The organism is Pseudomonas sp. DR48, assembly GCF_019823085.1.
Lineage (GTDB): Bacteria > Pseudomonadota > Gammaproteobacteria > Pseudomonadales > Pseudomonadaceae > Aquipseudomonas.
On record NZ_CP081946.1, the window covers coordinates 3,557,910 to 3,572,903 of the forward strand.

At 59.7% G+C, this 14,994-nt stretch carries 11 protein-coding genes and 1 pseudogene; 6 read left to right on the top strand and 6 right to left on the bottom strand.

Annotated elements, in window-relative coordinates:
• Nucleotides 1-73: 73 nt before the first annotated feature.
• The 4 genes from hrpA to K5K95_RS16110 all read left to right on the top strand — a co-directional run bounded on the left by hrpA (nucleotide 74) and on the right by K5K95_RS16110 (nucleotide 6,431).
• On the top strand, nucleotides 74-3,985 hold the full coding sequence (gene hrpA, locus K5K95_RS16095; RefSeq protein WP_222590221.1) for an ATP-dependent RNA helicase HrpA: 3,912 nt from the start codon (nucleotides 74-76) through the stop codon (nucleotides 3,983-3,985).
• A gap of 329 nt (nucleotides 3,986-4,314) precedes the next feature.
• A complete protein-coding gene (locus K5K95_RS16100; protein WP_222590222.1) occupies nucleotides 4,315-5,436 on the top strand; it encodes a beta-ketoacyl-ACP synthase III in 1,122 nt (373 codons plus the stop codon).
• A 153-nt stretch (nucleotides 5,437-5,589) separates the two neighbouring features.
• Nucleotides 5,590-6,201: an RNA polymerase sigma factor gene (locus K5K95_RS16105; RefSeq protein WP_222590223.1), complete on the top strand. Its 612-nt coding sequence runs from the start codon at nucleotides 5,590-5,592 to the stop codon at nucleotides 6,199-6,201.
• Entirely contained in the window at nucleotides 6,195-6,431 is a 237-nt protein-coding gene (locus K5K95_RS16110; protein ID WP_222590224.1) for an anti-sigma factor family protein, read from the top strand. Before K5K95_RS16105 ends, K5K95_RS16110 begins: the two co-directional genes overlap by 7 nt.
• Nucleotides 6,432-6,566: 135 nt before the next feature.
• Here the strand turns inward: K5K95_RS16110 and K5K95_RS16115 are convergent, their stop codons facing one another.
• On the bottom strand, nucleotides 6,567-7,898 hold the full coding sequence (locus tag K5K95_RS16115; protein WP_222590225.1) for a putative porin: 1,332 nt from the start codon (nucleotides 7,896-7,898) through the stop codon (nucleotides 6,567-6,569).
• Nucleotides 7,899-8,180: 282 nt separating this feature from the next.
• On the opposite strand from K5K95_RS16115, the gene K5K95_RS16120 reads away from it, so the two are divergent.
• On the top strand, nucleotides 8,181-9,305 hold the full coding sequence (locus K5K95_RS16120; RefSeq protein ID WP_222590226.1) for a GNAT family N-acetyltransferase: 1,125 nt from the start codon (nucleotides 8,181-8,183) through the stop codon (nucleotides 9,303-9,305).
• Between the two features lie 16 nt (nucleotides 9,306-9,321).
• Here the strand turns inward: K5K95_RS16120 and aqpZ are convergent, their stop codons facing one another.
• The 5 genes and pseudogenes from aqpZ to K5K95_RS16145 all read right to left on the bottom strand — a co-directional run bounded on the left by aqpZ (nucleotide 9,322) and on the right by K5K95_RS16145 (nucleotide 14,529).
• Nucleotides 9,322-10,017, bottom strand: coding sequence for an aquaporin Z (gene aqpZ / locus K5K95_RS16125; RefSeq protein WP_222590227.1), 696 nt, complete (start codon nucleotides 10,015-10,017; stop codon nucleotides 9,322-9,324).
• Between the two features lie 290 nt (nucleotides 10,018-10,307).
• Nucleotides 10,308-12,140: an ABC transporter ATP-binding protein gene (locus tag K5K95_RS16130; protein WP_222590228.1), complete on the bottom strand. Its 1,833-nt coding sequence runs from the start codon at nucleotides 12,138-12,140 to the stop codon at nucleotides 10,308-10,310.
• An 84-nt stretch (nucleotides 12,141-12,224) separates the two neighbouring features.
• Nucleotides 12,225-12,782 (bottom strand): peptidylprolyl isomerase, encoded by a 558-nt coding sequence (locus K5K95_RS16135; RefSeq protein WP_222590229.1) that lies wholly within the window; start codon nucleotides 12,780-12,782, stop codon nucleotides 12,225-12,227.
• Nucleotides 12,783-12,785: 3 nt separating this feature from the next.
• A pseudogene (locus K5K95_RS16140) lies at nucleotides 12,786-13,591 on the bottom strand (alpha/beta fold hydrolase).
• 14 nt (nucleotides 13,592-13,605) lie between these two features.
• Nucleotides 13,606-14,529, bottom strand: coding sequence for a LysR family transcriptional regulator (locus K5K95_RS16145; RefSeq protein WP_222590231.1), 924 nt, complete (start codon nucleotides 14,527-14,529; stop codon nucleotides 13,606-13,608).
• A 49-nt stretch (nucleotides 14,530-14,578) separates the two neighbouring features.
• On the opposite strand from K5K95_RS16145, the gene K5K95_RS16150 reads away from it, so the two are divergent.
• Complete coding sequence (locus K5K95_RS16150; RefSeq protein ID WP_222590232.1) at nucleotides 14,579-14,908, top strand: 3-phosphoglycerate kinase; 330 nt, start codon at nucleotides 14,579-14,581, stop codon at nucleotides 14,906-14,908.
• Nucleotides 14,909-14,994: the final 86 nt, after the last annotated feature.

Genomic DNA, 14,994 nt, shown 5'->3' on the forward strand with positions numbered 1-14,994 from the left:
CTTGCCACTTGCAGCTTGCAGCCGCTTCTCTGTTACCCTTGCCGCTTTTGGCTTACAGCTTGCCGCTGCTTCTATGACTGACGAATCGCCCTCCATCGACAAACTGCTGAAAAACCTCGATCACGCCATGCTTGCCGACCGCCACCGGCTGCGGCGGCAGTTGCTTGAGCTGCGCAAGAAACCCGACGAGGCCAAACTGGCCCAGTGGGTGACGCGCATGCAGGCGTCCTGTGATCAGGTGTTGGCCCGGCGTGCCAGCCTGCCGGTGATTCGTTACGACGACAGTTTGCCGATCGCCGCCAAGCGCGATGAAATCAAGGAAGCGTTGCTCAAGCACCAGGTGCTGATCATCGCCGGCGAAACCGGCTCGGGCAAAACCACCCAGTTGCCGAAGATCTGCCTGGAAATCGGTCGTGGCCAGCATGGCCTGATCGGCCATACCCAGCCGCGCCGAATCGCGGCGCGCAGCGTGGCCAGCCGCGTTGCCGAGGAATTGGCGACGCCGTTGGGCGCGCTGGTCGGTTATCAGGTGCGGTTCGAGGACCAGAGCGATTCCAACACCCTGATCAAACTGATGACCGACGGCATCCTGCTGGCGGAAACCCAGAACGACCGCTACCTCGAACGCTACGACACGATCATCGTCGACGAAGCCCACGAACGCAGCCTGAACATCGACTTTTTGCTCGGTTACTTGAAAACCCTGCTGCCCCGTCGTCCGGACCTGAAAGTCATCATCACCTCGGCAACCATCGATCTTGAGCGCTTTTCCAAGCATTTCGATGATGCGCCCATCGTCGAAGTCTCGGGCCGTACCTTTCCGGTGGAAACCTGGTATCGCCCGCTGACGTTGGAGCAGGACGAAGAGGGCAATCGGGTCGAGGATGACTTGACCGTCGATCAGGCGATCCTTGCCACCCTCGACGAAATCGCCGCGTTCGAACGCAGCGAGCGCAAGAGCCCCGGCGACGTGCTGGTGTTCCTGCCCGGCGAGCGCGAGATTCGCGACGCGGCGGACATGCTGCGCAAGGCCCAGCTCAAGCACACCGAGATTCTGCCGTTGTACGCGCGCTTGTCGCCGGCCGAGCAGCAGCGGATATTCCAGTCGCACCCGGGTCGTCGCGTGGTGTTGGCGACCAACGTCGCTGAAACCTCGCTGACCGTGCCGGGCATCCGCTACGTGATCGACAGCGGCACCGCGCGCATCAGTCGTTACAGCTACCGCGCCAAAGTCCAGCGCCTGCCCATCGAAGCGATTTCCCAGGCCAGCGCCAACCAGCGCAAAGGCCGTTGCGGACGGGTCGAGCCTGGTATCTGCATCCGCCTGTACGCCGAAGAAGACTTCCTCGGCCGCCCGGAATTTACCGACCCGGAAATCCTCCGTACCAACCTCGCGGCGGTGATCTTGCAGATGCTGCATCTGCGCCTCGGCGAGATCACCGATTTCCCGTTTATCGAGCCGCCGGATGGCAAAGCCATCAGCGACGGATTCAACCTGCTGCAAGAACTCTCTGCAGTCGACCGCAACAGTCAGCTGACACCGCTCGGTCGCCAATTGGCGCGCCTGCCAGTGGACCCGCGCATGGGTCGCATGCTGCTGGAAGCGGCGAAACTGGGCAGCTTGCAGGAAGTGCTGATCGTCGCCAGCGCCATGTCGATTCAAGACCCGCGCGAACGTCCGCCGGAACGCCAGCAAGCGGCGGATCAGGCCCACGCGCAGTGGAAAGACGTGGACTCGGATTTCGCCGGGCTGGTCAATCTGTGGCGCGGTTTTGAAGAGCAGCGCCTGGAACTGACGGCCAGCCCGTTGCGTAACTGGTGTCGCAAGAATTTCCTGAATTACCTGCGTCTGCGCGAATGGCGCGATTCTCACCGCCAACTGAGCCTGATCTGCCGCGACATGCAACTGAGCATCAACAAAGAGCCGGCGGATTACCCGAAGCTGCACAAAGCCGTGCTGTCGGGCCTGCTCAGCCAGATCGGCCAGAAAACCGATGAAGGCGATTACCTTGGCGCCCGTCAGCGGCGGTTCTGGATTCACCCGTCCTCGGGGCTGGGCAAAAAACGCCCGCAATGGCTGATGACCGCCGAACTGGTGGAAACCACCAAGCTTTACGCACGGATGGTCGCCAAGATCGACGCTGACTGGATCGAGCCGCTGGCCGGGCACTTGATCAAGAAAAACCATTTCGAACCGCATTGGGAAAAGAAGCGCGGCCAAGTGGTGGCGTTTGAGCAGATCACTTTGTTCGGGCTGATCATCGTCGGTCGTCGCCCGGTGCATTACGGGCCGATCGATCCGGTCGTTTCTCGTGAGTTTTTCATTCGCGAAGGCCTGGTGCGCGGCGAGATTCAATCCAAGGCCAAGTGCCTGACTGCCAATGCGCAGTTGCTCGAACAGCTCGACGAACTGGAAGCCAAGGCCCGCCGTCGCGACATTCTGGCCGACGAAGAAACCCTGTTCGCCTTCTACGATGCGCGACTGCCGGCGGAGATTCACCAGACCGCCACCTTCGACAGCTGGTACCGGGTCAACAGCCAGAAAGACCCGCAACTGCTGATCATGCGCGAAGAAGACGTGCTGGCCCGCGAGGCCAGTGAAGTCACTGCGTTGCATTACCCGGACACGTTGCACATCGGCGATCTGGAGTTGGCGCTCAGTTACCACTTTGAGCCTAACCACCCGCGCGACGGCGTGACCCTGCGCGTGCCGGCGCCGTTGCTGCCGATGCTGCCGCCGGAACGCCTGGAATGGCTGGTGCCGGGCGTCATCGAGGCCAAGTGCATTGCCTTGGTCCGTAACCTGCCTAAAGCCCTGCGCAAGAATTTCGTGCCGGTGCCGGACTTCGTCAAAGCCGCCTTGCAGCGCATGACCTTCGCCGAAGGTTCGTTGCCTCAGGCCTTGGGCCGTGAACTGCTGCGCATGACCGGTGCGCGGGTCAGCGACGAAGCCTGGGCGGAAGCCGCGCAACAGGTCGACAGCCATTTGCGCATGAACCTGGAAATCGTCGATGGCCAAGGCAAGTTTCTCGGCGAAGGACGGGATCTGGCGGAACTGACTGCACGCTTTGCCGAAGCCAGTCAGGCTGCGTTGGCCGTGCCGCAAACCGCGAAGAATCAACGGCCGGTCGAGCCGAAAGTCTTTGCCGCGGTTGCCGAGAAAACCCAGCAGAAGATCGCCGGGCTGTCGATGACGGTGTATCCGGCGCTGGTGGAGGAGAGCGGCACGGTCAAGGAAGGGCGTTTTTCGACCCCGGCCGAAGCCGAGTTCCAGCATCGTCGTGCGTTGCAGCGTTTGCTCATGCAACAACTGGCCGAGCCGGCGAAGTTCTTGCGCGGCAAGTTGCCGGGGCTGACCGAGCTGGGGTTGATGTACCGCGAGCTGGGGCGCATCGATGCGCTGGTGGAAGACATCCTGCTGGCTAGCCTCGACAACTGCATTCTCGATGGCGAAGACCCGTTGCCTCGCGATGGCGCCGGGTTGGCGTCGCTGGCCGAGCGCAAGCGCGGCGGCTGGACCGAGCACGCCGAACGCCTGGCGAAGCTGACGCTGGAGATTTTGAAGCTCTGGCATGGCCTGCAAAAACGCTTCAAGGGCAAGATCGACCTGGCGCAAGCCGTGGCCCTGAACGACATCAAGCAGCAGCTCAGTCATCTGGTGTATCCGGGGTTCGTGCGGGAAACCCCGATGCAATGGCTCAAGGAACTGCCGCGCTATCTGAAAGCGGTCGAGCAGCGCTTCGAGAAAATCGGCGCTCAGGTACAAAGGGACCGGGTCTGGAGCGGCGAATTGTCCGGTCTCTGGACGCAATACCAGACCCGTGCCAACAAACACGCCCAGGAAGGCAAGCGCGATCCGCAGTTGGAGCTTTATCGCTGGTGGCTGGAGGAATACCGGGTTTCGCTGTTCGCCCAGCAATTGGGGACCAAGGTGCCGATCTCCGATAAGCGCCTGAACAAGCAGTGGACCCAGGTCGAACCCTGAATCCAAGGCTTGCGCAATACCCTGTGGGAGCGAGCTTGCTCGCGATGAGGCCGTCAGCTTCAACATCAATGTTGACTGACACTCCGCTATCGCGAGCAAGCTCGCTCCCACATTTGGTATGTGTTTGATCCAGCAAATAGGGCCAAACCACGAGGTTTATGGCAAACTTCGCGCCTATAAACGCCGGTCCCGCGGTTTTGAGCCCCTTCAGGTTCGGGCGGTACGGAATAAAGCGATGCCAGGTGTGCTTCCCGTGACGGAAGCAGACCCTTTGTGTGTTGGTACGTCGGTGCCAATACTTTCTGCCTGAACAGATTAGAGAAACGACCATGCATAACGTCGTCATCAGCGGCACCGGCCTGTACACCCCGGCCAACAGCATTTCCAACGAAGAGCTGGTGCAGTCTTTCAACGCTTACGTCGCGCAGTTCAACGCCGACAACGCCGAGGCCATCGCCCGTGGTGAAGTCGAAGCGTTGACCGAGTCCAGCGCTGCGTTCATCGAAAAAGCGTCTGGCATCAAAAGCCGCTTTGTCATGGATAAGGACGGCATCCTCGACCCGAAACGCATGGCGCCACGGCTGCCTGAGCGTTCCAACGACGAATGGTCGGTGCTTTGCCAGATGGCCATCGGTGCCGCCGAGCAAGCCTTGCAGCGCGCCGGCAAGACCGCCGCGGACATCGACGGCGTAATCGTCGCGTGTTCCAACCTGCAACGGGCTTACCCGGCCATTGCCATCGAAGTTCAGGAAGCGCTGGGCATCCAGGGTTTCGGTTTCGACATGAACGTGGCGTGCTCCTCGGCGACTTTCGGTATCCAGGCGGCCGCCAACAGCGTGCAACTGGGCCAGGCCCGGGCGATCCTGATGGTCAACCCGGAAGTCTGCACCGGTCACCTGAACTTCCGCGACCGCGACAGCCACTTCATCTTCGGCGACGCCGCCACGGCAGTGATCATCGAGCGTGCTGATCTGGCGACGTCCAAGTATCAGTTCGATGTGGTCAGCACCAAACTGCTGACCAAGTTCTCCAACAACATCCGCAATAACTTCGGCTTCCTCAACCGCGCGGCGGAAGAGGGTATCGGCACCAAAGACAAGCTGTTCGTCCAGGAAGGCCGCAAAGTGTTTCGCGACGTCTGCCCGATGGTGGCCGAGCTGATCGCTACCCACCTGGAAGAAAACAAACTCAACATCGGTGACGTGAAACGCTTCTGGTTGCACCAGGCCAACCTGAGCATGAACCACCTGATCGTCAAGAAACTGCTGGGTCGCGAAGCCACCGAAGAAGAAGCGCCGGTGATTCTGGACACCTACGCCAACACCAGCTCGGCCGGTTCGGTGATTGCGTTTCACAAGAATCAGGACGATCTGGCCGCGGGTTCGCTGGCCGTGCTCAGCTCGTTCGGTGCCGGCTACTCGATTGGCAGCGTGATTCTGCGCAAGCGTTAAGTGAGCGGTTGTCGCACTTTCCTTTGGCTCTCGAAGACTTTTCCTACATTCGAAGTCGTCAGGACGTTGTAATTTTCGGACATGACAGCAGGACTTTGCTTACGGCAAGATCCTGCTGGCTCATATTCGAGGTCGGGACAAGGGGATTTGCAAATGGCGGCTGACGACGCGCAACTGCTGGAGCGGTTACTGGCAGGTGAGCAACTGGCTTTCAAAGAGTTGGTCAGCACTTACCAGAGCGCCATGCGCGCAGTGGCGTACGCCATTGTGGGTAACCGGCATGCCGACGAAGTGGTGCAGGATGCCTGGCTGTCGGTGGTACGCAGCCTGAAAGGGTTCGAGGGGCGTTCCAGCCTCAAGACCTGGTTGCTGACCATCACCGCAAACTCGGCCAAGGGTCGCTACAAGCAAAATCGTCGGGAAGTCTTGCTCGATGACCTTCCATCGCCTCACGGCACCCTCGATGACGATCGTTTTTCACCCGGAGATGGCCACTGGCTGATCGCCCCGTTCGCCTGGCATCAAGACACTCCTGAGGCGCTGTTGACCGAAAACGAGTTGCGCGAGTGCCTTGAGCACACCTTGCTAAGCTTGTCGGAACTGCAAAGCAGTGTTCTGTTACTTCGCGAGCGTCAGGGACTGGAGCTGGAAGAGATCTGTAATCTTCTGGAAATCTCTCTCTCCAATGTTCGCGTGCTGCTGCATCGGGCACGGTTGAAGGTCTTTGCGACCGTAGAACATTTTGAGGAAACCGGCGAATGCTGACCTGCAAGGAACAAGTGGCACGCTCCAGCGACTACCTCGATGGCCAACTGAGTTTTCGTGAGCGACTGATGGTGCGCCATCATCTGATGTTCTGCCCCAATTGTCGGCGGTTCATTCGGCAGATGCGGTTGATGCAGGCAACGTTGCGTATTTTGCCGCAGAAGGTTGTGCCGGATATCGATGCGCTCGCCGAGCGTCTCGCCGCGGAGCGTCGCAAGGACATTCCGTAGATCGATGAAGTTGTCGCGGGGGAGGAGAAGCAGGCCGGCGTGGATGCACCGAACGGATGATGGGGATCGATCCATCCAGGCCAGACTGTAAAAGCGCCTCAAGCGTCCATGACCTGAGGCGTATGGCGGTGGTGCTTAGAACTTGGCTTCGGCATCCAGTTGCAGGGTGTTGATGTCCGAATCTTTCTTGTTGATGTTGGCGTTGGTTTGGTCAGACGTCGCCAGGAAGTACGTCGCGCCCAGGTTGAAGTTCTTGTCCAACTCGTAGCTCACTTTCAACTTGCTGCCGCGCGAACCGGTGAAGCCGTTGGCGAAGTCGGAGTCGGTGAAGGCGCCGACAACCGAGTTACGCTGTACATCGCGGTAGTTGTAGTCCACTGCGAAGCCGTAGATCTTGGACTTGACGCCGGCCAACCAACCAGTGTCCTGATCGTTGCTCGCGTCTTTGTTGTTGACGTACTGACCGTACAACGAGAGCGGTACTGGCAGGTTGCTGAAGTCGAGTTGACCAAAGCCTTCATACAGTTTGAAGCGTTCGTTCGGGCTGTTGCCGTTGACGGCCAGGGCGCATGGCGCGGTGACAGTGCCGGTGGTCGGGCAGGCGCTGTTCGCGTCGTTGTCGTACGAATAGACACTGCCGCCCAAGGTCATTTTCATGCTGTCGGTGATGGCGAAGCGCGCACCCAACTGGCCAGCGTACAGACGCAGGTCGTGTTTGAACTGCACGCCTTCGCCGTCGACGTTGTCCTTGAGGGTGTAGTGACCGGCGCTACCGAACAGCTCGGTGCTGCCGCCCAGCGGGTATTTGTAAGTCGCTGCCAGGCCTTCCGGGTTGATGTCGCTATCCCAGATGATGTCGCCCATGCTCACCCATTGTTGCGGCATCTTGCCGCCGACGAGGTGCAGGTTCTTGATCGCGTCCGGGTGGTAATCGACGTAACCCTGGTCCAGCCAGATCGACTTCTTGTCGAAGTAGTTGTTCAGGTCCTGGTTGGTGGAGCGGGCATCATCGTTGCTGCCGGTTGCAATGCGAATGCCGGTGTCGACTTGCGGGTTGATTTCGCTGTAGGCACCCAGGCGGGCACGAATGCGCTGGCGATCCTGGTCTTTGTTGTTTGGAACGCCATCGTTTTTCACGGTTTCCTGACGGAACCGCACGTCACCCTTGAATTGGGTCTTGGCGGCCCAGGCGAGTTTCTGGTCGAAGGTGCTCAGTTCCGTTGTTTTCTTCGCAGTCGCTGCGATTTGCTCGTTGGTCTCTTGTTGAGCCTGACGGGCGATTTGCTGGTCTTTCTGATCCCTGGCCAGCTCGGCTTGCAGTTCGGTGTACTGAGAAGGCGTGATGGAACCGTTCGCCTTGAGCATGTCGAGCAGTTTGGCGTCGACTGCGGCGCTGGCCGGAACGCTCATGGCCAGCAGCAGACCGCCACACAGGGCCGCCGCAGTTTTCGTGGAAGCAAGACGCATATCAATCTCCGAAGATGTAAGGGGATGACAAAGCCATCCAGGACACAACCGACCATTGATGGACGGAAACAGGGAAAGGTTTAGAACCCGGCGCTATAAAAACTGGCGCCAGTATCGCGATGGTTTATGACAAACCAGTGGCAAAGTGATGGCGGGTCGATGACGATACAAAGCGCGAGTGAACTTTCTATTCCGGGCTTTGTCAGCGAATCGCGAGTGTGGATTGCGCCGCGATAAGCGATACTCGCGGGGCTGTCGCGCCAAGAAGTGGAGAGGAAGTTGATGCCGTTGCAACGCCTGGAAAGTCTGTCCGATGTCTCACCGCGCGCCTGGGATGCCTTGGTGCCGCAGGCTCAGCCGTTCCTGCGCCACGCGTTCCTCAGTGCGCTGGAAGACAGCGCCAGCCTCGGCCCGCATTCCGGCTGGCAGCCCGAGCATTTACTGCACACCGAAGGCGGGCGGCTGATCGCGGCGTTGCCCAGTTACCGCAAATGGCATTCCTACGGCGAGTATGTGTTCGATCACGCCTGGGCCGATGCCTGCGAGCGCGCCGGTATCGACTATTACCCCAAGCTGTTGACCGCCGTGCCGTTCAGTCCGGTCAGCGGGCCGCGCTTGCTGGCGGCCAGTGTCGAAGACGGTTTCGAATTGCTGAAGAGCCTGCCGGGCTACCTTGAGATCGAAGAACTTTCCAGCGCTCACATCAATTTCACCGACCCGTTCACCGACGCCGCATTGGCCGAACAGCCAGGCTGGCTGCAACGGATTGGCTGCCAGTACCATTGGCAGAATCGCGGTTATCGGGATTTTCAGGACTTTCTCGATGCGCTCAGTTCTCGCAAGCGCAAGCAGATGCGTAAGGAACGCGAGCAGGTGGCGGGGCAGGGCATCGAGTTTGAATGGCTTGAAGGTGGACAGCTGGATCAGGCGCAGTGGGATTTCGTCTACGCCTGTTACGCCAATACCTACGCGGTGCGTCGGCAAGCGCCGTACCTGACGCGCGAGTTTTTCAGTCTGCTGGCCGAACGCATGCCCGAATCCATTCGCGTGGTCCTGGCCAAGCAAGGCTCACGGCCGGTAGCGATGGCTTTCAGTCTGGTGGGTGGCGACAGCTTTTACGGGCGTTATTGGGGGTGCCTGGCGGAATTCGACCGCCTGCACTTCGAGACCTGTTTTTATCAGGGCATGGACTACGCGATCGCCCATGGCTTGCAGCGTTTCGATGCTGGCGCCCAGGGCGAGCACAAACTGATTCGCGGCTTTGAACCGGTCATCACCCATTCCTGGCATTACTTGCGCCACCCCGGCCTGAAAGCGGCGGTAAAAGACTTCCTGCAGCAGGAGCGTCTCGGCGTGCTGGCCTATGCCGAGGAAGCGAGGACCGCCTTGCCGTATCGCCAAGACTGATCCTCGCCGGGAGGCATCAAGTGCTTGCCTTGCCCAGCCAGCGATAGGTCGCGCCGCCAATCACCGCGCCCAGCAGCGGCGCCACCCAGAACATCCATAATTGCGCGATGGCCCAGCCGCCGACGATCAGCGCCGGGCCTGTGCTGCGTGCCGGGTTGACCGAGGTGTTGGTGACGGGAATCGAGATCAAGTGGATCAGCGTCAGGGCCAGGCCGATGGCGATCGGAGCCAGCCCGGCGGGGGCGCGGTTGTCGGTGGCGCCGAGGATGATCAGCACGAACATTGCGGTCATCACCAGTTCACAGACAAAGCCCGTGGCCATCGAGTATTTGCCCGGAGAATGTTCGCCGTAGCCGTTGGAGGCCAGTCCGGCCGAAAGGTCGAAGCCTTCCTTGCCGCTGGCGATGTAGTAGATCAAAGCGGCAGCGATAATCGCGCCAATGACCTGGGCGATGATGTAGGCGGGCAGCTCGTTGGCCGGGAAGCGACCCCCGACGCACAATCCGACCGAGACGGCGGGATTAAGGTGACAACCTGAGATATGGCCAATGGCGAACGCCATGGTCAACACGGTGAGGCCAAACGCGATGGCCACGCCCAGCACTCCAATCCCAAGCGGAGAAGATGCGGCGAGGACTGCACTGCCGCAACCTCCCAACACCAGCCAGAACGTACCCAACAACTCAGTGACTGAACGTTTGAACAGAGACATGAGAGCGTCCTTGATAGGCGGACCTATCATTGAGTGATGCTTCCTGCAGTTACGACAGGCTCGGATCCAGAACCTTGGCTGAGTACAGCAGGATTTTTGCGGATTTCCAGTGGCGATAAAAAACAGCCAGAGCCCGTGGTTGACGGGTTGTGGCGGTTTTCAAGTTGTCGCAGACCCCTGTGGGAGCGAGCCTGCTCGCGATGGCGGCGTGCCAGTCGGCACACATGTCGGCTGTTACGCCGTCATCGCGAGCAAGCTCGCTCCCACAGGGGGTAGGTGGTGAATTCGAGTCAGTCGATCCCGACAAAGCCGCCCGTCTGGTGCTGCCACAGCCGTGCATACAATCCGCCATGGGCCAGCAGCTCAGCGTGGCTGCCGGTTTCGGCGATCTTGCCGTTTTCCAGCACTACCAGCCGGTCCATCCGGGCGATGGTCGAGAGCCGGTGGGCGATGGCGATCACGGTTTTACCCTTCATCAAGGTTTCCAGGCTTTCCTGGATCGCCGCTTCGACTTCCGAGTCCAGCGCCGAGGTGGCTTCGTCCATGATCAGGATCGGCGCGTCCTTGAGCAGCACGCGAGCAATCGCAATCCGCTGACGCTGGCCGCCGGAGAGTTTCACCCCGCGTTCACCCACATGCGCATCGAAACCGGTGCGGCCTTCGGAGTCCGTCAGCAAGGGAATGAATTCATCGGCCCGGGCCTTGTGCACCGCTTCCCAGAGTTGCGCGTCGGTGGCGTCGGGTTTGCCATACAGTAAGTTGTCGCGGATCGAGCGGTGCAGCAGCGAAGTGTCCTGAGTGATCATGCCGATCCGTTCGCGCAGGCTTTCCTGGCCGACGTCGGCGATGTTCTGCCCGTCGATCAGAATCTGTCCGCCCTCGACGTCATACAGGCGCAGCAGCAAGTTGACCAACGTCGATTTACCGGCGCCGGACGGACCGATCAGGCCAATCTTCTCACCCGGCTTGATGTCCAGATTGAGGTCGCCAATGATCCCGCTCTTCTTGCCGTAGTGGAAATTCACATGCTCGAAGCGCACTTCGCCACGGGCGACAGCCAGCGGTTTGGCTTGATCGCGATCGGTGACACTGACCGGCTGCGAGATGCTCTGCAAACCGTCCTGGACCATGCCGATGTTTTCGAAAATGCCAGTGACCACCCACATGATCCAACCGGACATGTTGACGATGCGGATCACCAGGCCGGTGGCCAATGCAATGGCGCCGACCGTGATCAGCGACTGTGTCCACAGCCACAGGGCCAGGCCTGTGGTCGTGACAATCAGCAAGCCGTTCATGGTGGTAATGACCACGTCCATGCTGGTGACCACGCGGCCGGCCAGTTGGGCTTTGACCGTCTGTTCCTCGATGGCTTCCTTGGCGTATTGCTGTTCGAAATTGGTGTGGGCAAACAGCTTCAACGTGGTGATGTTGGTGTAGCCATCGACGATGCGCCCCATCAGTTTTGAGCGCGCATCCGAGGACACCACCGAGCGCTCCTTCACGCGTGGCACGAAGTAGTACAGCGCACCGACGTAGGCGGCGATCCAGCTCAGCAATGGAATCATCAGGCGCCAGTCGGCTTCGGCAAACAGCACCAGCGAACTGATCGCATAGATCAGCACGTGCCATAGCGCGTCCACCGCTTGTACGGCGGAATCGCGCAACGAGTTGCCGGTCTGCATGATGCGCTGGGCGATACGCCCGGCGAAGTCGTTCTGGAAGAAATTGAGGCTCTGTTTGAGCACATAACTGTGGTTTTGCCAGCGGATCATGCTGGTCATGCTGGGGCTCAGCGTCTGATGCACCAGCAGGTCGTGCAGACCCACGAACACCGGGCGCAGGATCAGCGCCACGACGGCCATCCACGCCAGCTCGATGCCGTGTTCCTTGAAGAAGTTGACGTCGGGCGCGCCTTGGGCAAGGTCAATGATGCGGCTCAGATAGCTGAACAGCGCCACTTCGATCAGTGCACCAAACAGGCCGACGATCAGCAGGGCGGCGAAACTCGGCCAGACCTGCTTCAGGTAATAGGTATAGAAGGGGAGAACCCGATCCGGCGGAGCCGCCGTCGGTGCATCACGGAAAATGTCGATCAGTTTTTCAAAACGGCGATAAAGCATCAGTTCTCCGCCCGCGCGCGGGCTTTCCTTTGAACGAAATGAGCGGCGCCGGATACGGCAGCCGCTCAAGCACTCCTGTGCAGTTTAGTTGATGACTTTGGCGGACTTGATGAATACCGGGTCAGCCGGAACATCTTTCATGCCGCTCTTGGTGGTGGTCGGGGAGTTGACGATGACGTCAACCACGTCCATGCCCTTGACCACTTTGCCGAACACGGCGTAACCGTCACCATTGTCGAGGAAATCGTTGTCCTTGACGTTGATGAAGAACTGGCTGGTGGCCGAATCCGGATCGGAAGTGCGAGCCATGGACAATGTGCCACGTACGTTATGCAGACCGTTCTTGGACTCGTTCTTGATCGCTGCCTTGGTTTCTTTTTGCTGCATTTGTTGGGTAAAACCGCCGCCCTGGACCATGAAGCCCGGGATCACACGGTGGAAAATCGTGTTGTTGTAGAAGCCGCTGTTCACGTAATCAAGGAAGTTCTTGGTACTGATCGGCGCCTTGACCGGGTCCAGTTCGATCTCAATTGTGCCGTTGGTGGTGATCAATTCAACGTGCGGCGCCTTGGCTGGCGTGGCAGCCATCAGGTTGGCGGCAAACAGTACGGAGCCAGCGACGAGGGCAATTTTTTTCAGCATGGGTCAGTGATCCTGAGTGGGGTGGTGTCAACTGCGGTGAGGAACTCGAGCAGCGTTTGGTTGAAGCGTTCCGGTTGATCCAGCGGGGTGGCGTGGCGCGAATCGGCGATCACCACCAGCCGCGCATCGGGCAGCAATTTTACGTACGCCTCTTTCAGCGAGACCGGTGTGTAGTCACGGTCGGCACTGATGATGAGGGTTGGACAGGACACCTTTGAAAGTCGTTCCTGAACCCCCCAGCCAACGATCGCATCGAAGCTGGCGAGATAAGCATGTTTGTCGTTTTTTGCCCAGCGCTCAGCCATCTTTTGACGCAAATGGGCCTGTTCCGGTTTAGGGAACAGTTTGGCGCCCAAGGCTTTGCCAATGGTGCCCAGACTGAGGGCGCGCATCAGGCTCCAGCGCTTGAACCATTGCCAATAGTCGTCACGGCTGCGCAATTTGACCTCGGGCGCGCTGTTGACGATGGTCAGGCTTTTGAGCAATTGCGGCTGATCCACGGCCAGTTGAAAGCCGATCATGCCGCCCATCGAAAGTCCGACATAGTGTGTCGGCCCCAGGTTCAGATGCTCGATCAGGGCGACCAGATCGGCGCTGAACCCGGCGATGCTGTAGCGCTCGCGGGGCTTGTCCGAGCGGCCGTGGCCGCGCACATCCGGGACGATGACCCGGTAACGGGCCGACAGCGCCGGGATCTGTTCTTCCCAGTCCAGGGTGCTGGAACCCAGGCCGTGGACCAGCAGCAGCGGCGTGCCGTGGCCGTATTCCTCATAGTGCAGGTTGCAACCTTCGTGTTCGAAATAAGCCATGGGTTCACTCCGTGTCAGGCTTGTTCAGGGGCGGCAAACGCTGCATCCAGCGGCGCGGTATCAAAGGTACGCAGCAGTTCGATGAGAATCTGCGTGGCCGGGCCCAGGGGTTTTTCCTTGTTCGAATACAGGTAGAAGCTCGGATTGCGGCTGCCACCCTGGTCCAACGGTAGCAGCTTGAGCGTGCCTTCCTTGAGTTCGCGTTCGATCATGTGTCGGGGCAGCCAGGCGAAACCCAGGCCGCTGCTGACAAAGGTCGCTGCGGTGGCCAGGCTGCCAACGGTCCAGCGCTGTTCTGCGCCGAGCCAGCCGACGTCCCGGGGTTGCTGGCGACCGGAGTCGCGGATCACCACTTGCAGTTGGCTTTCAAGGTCCTGGAAATTCAATTCGCGGTTGAGGCGATGCAGGGCATGTTCGGGGTGAGCGACCGCGACGAATTCGACGTCGCTCAACTCCGCCCCCAGGTAACCCGGAATGCTGAAACTGCTGATGGCCAGGTCAGCCACGCCTTCGAGCAACACTTCCTCGACGCCAGACAATACTTCCTCACGCAGGCGCACCCGGCAACCGCGGCTTTGCGGCATGAACGCCGTCAGGGCTCGCACGAGGCGCGCACTCGGGTACGCGGCGTCGACCACCAGCCGTACTTCCGCTTCCCAGCCTTGCTCCATGTGGTGAGCCAGGTCTTCCAGCTGACTGGCCTGTTTCACCAGTTGTCGCGAGCGACGCAACAACACGCCGCCGGCCTCGGTCAGCACCGCCTTGCGGCCGTCGATGCGCAGCAGCGGTACGCCAAGCTGGTCCTGCATGCGCGCCACGGTGTAGCTCACCGACGATTGCGAGCGGTGCAGCGCTTCGGCGGCCTGGGCGAAACCACCGTGGTCGACCACGGCCTGTAACGTTCGCCATTGATCAAGGGTCACGCGGGGCGCTTTCATGGATAGCTCCTCTTGTCCTAAGCTGGCAGCCCTTTATGGAGACTGCTGAATGAAAAAGCTTTGTTGTGTGGTATCGGGTTGCATGCTGCTGGCGATGCTGCCGCTGACGGCGTTTGCTTATCCGGTCGATGTTCAAAAAAAGCTGAACGGCATGAGCATCGACTACAACGCGTATGACACGGATAGCGACATCGCCTCCATCCAGGTGAACAACTACGGCACCACCGATGCGAATTGTACGGTGGTGTTCAACAATGGCCCGGAAGCGCCGCGCACCCGCAAGATCGAAGTGCCCGCCGGCAAACACAAAAACGCAACTGCCAAGTTCACCCGCACCATCATCAAGATGCGCATCGACCTGACGTGCTTGCCTAAATGACACCCGGCGGAGCACACCCACACGGCATGCTCCGCTTATAAACGAAATTATTGATGGGTTATAGCAGTTATTTGCGCTTTTTCATC

Bases quoted from the DNA above. Each gene is read 5' to 3' on its own strand.
- K5K95_RS16150 (WP_222590232.1), top strand. From the start codon at position 14,579: ATGAAAAAGCTTTGTTGTGTGGTATCGGGTTGCATGCTGCTGGCGATG.
- K5K95_RS16135 (WP_222590229.1), bottom strand. From the start codon at position 12,782: ATGCTGAAAAAAATTGCCCTCGTCGCTGGCTCCGTACTGTTTGCCGCC.
- K5K95_RS16105 (WP_222590223.1), top strand. From the start codon at position 5,590: ATGGCGGCTGACGACGCGCAACTGCTGGAGCGGTTACTGGCAGGTGAG.
- K5K95_RS16115 (WP_222590225.1), bottom strand. From the start codon at position 7,898: ATGCGTCTTGCTTCCACGAAAACTGCGGCGGCCCTGTGTGGCGGTCTG.
- K5K95_RS16100 (WP_222590222.1), top strand. From the start codon at position 4,315: ATGCATAACGTCGTCATCAGCGGCACCGGCCTGTACACCCCGGCCAAC.
- K5K95_RS16110 (WP_222590224.1), top strand. From the start codon at position 6,195: ATGCTGACCTGCAAGGAACAAGTGGCACGCTCCAGCGACTACCTCGAT.
- K5K95_RS16130 (WP_222590228.1), bottom strand. From the start codon at position 12,140: ATGCTTTATCGCCGTTTTGAAAAACTGATCGACATTTTCCGTGATGCA.
- hrpA (WP_222590221.1), top strand. From the start codon at position 74: ATGACTGACGAATCGCCCTCCATCGACAAACTGCTGAAAAACCTCGAT.
- K5K95_RS16145 (WP_222590231.1), bottom strand. From the start codon at position 14,529: ATGAAAGCGCCCCGCGTGACCCTTGATCAATGGCGAACGTTACAGGCC.
- aqpZ (WP_222590227.1), bottom strand. From the start codon at position 10,017: ATGTCTCTGTTCAAACGTTCAGTCACTGAGTTGTTGGGTACGTTCTGG.
- K5K95_RS16120 (WP_222590226.1), top strand. From the start codon at position 8,181: ATGCCGTTGCAACGCCTGGAAAGTCTGTCCGATGTCTCACCGCGCGCC.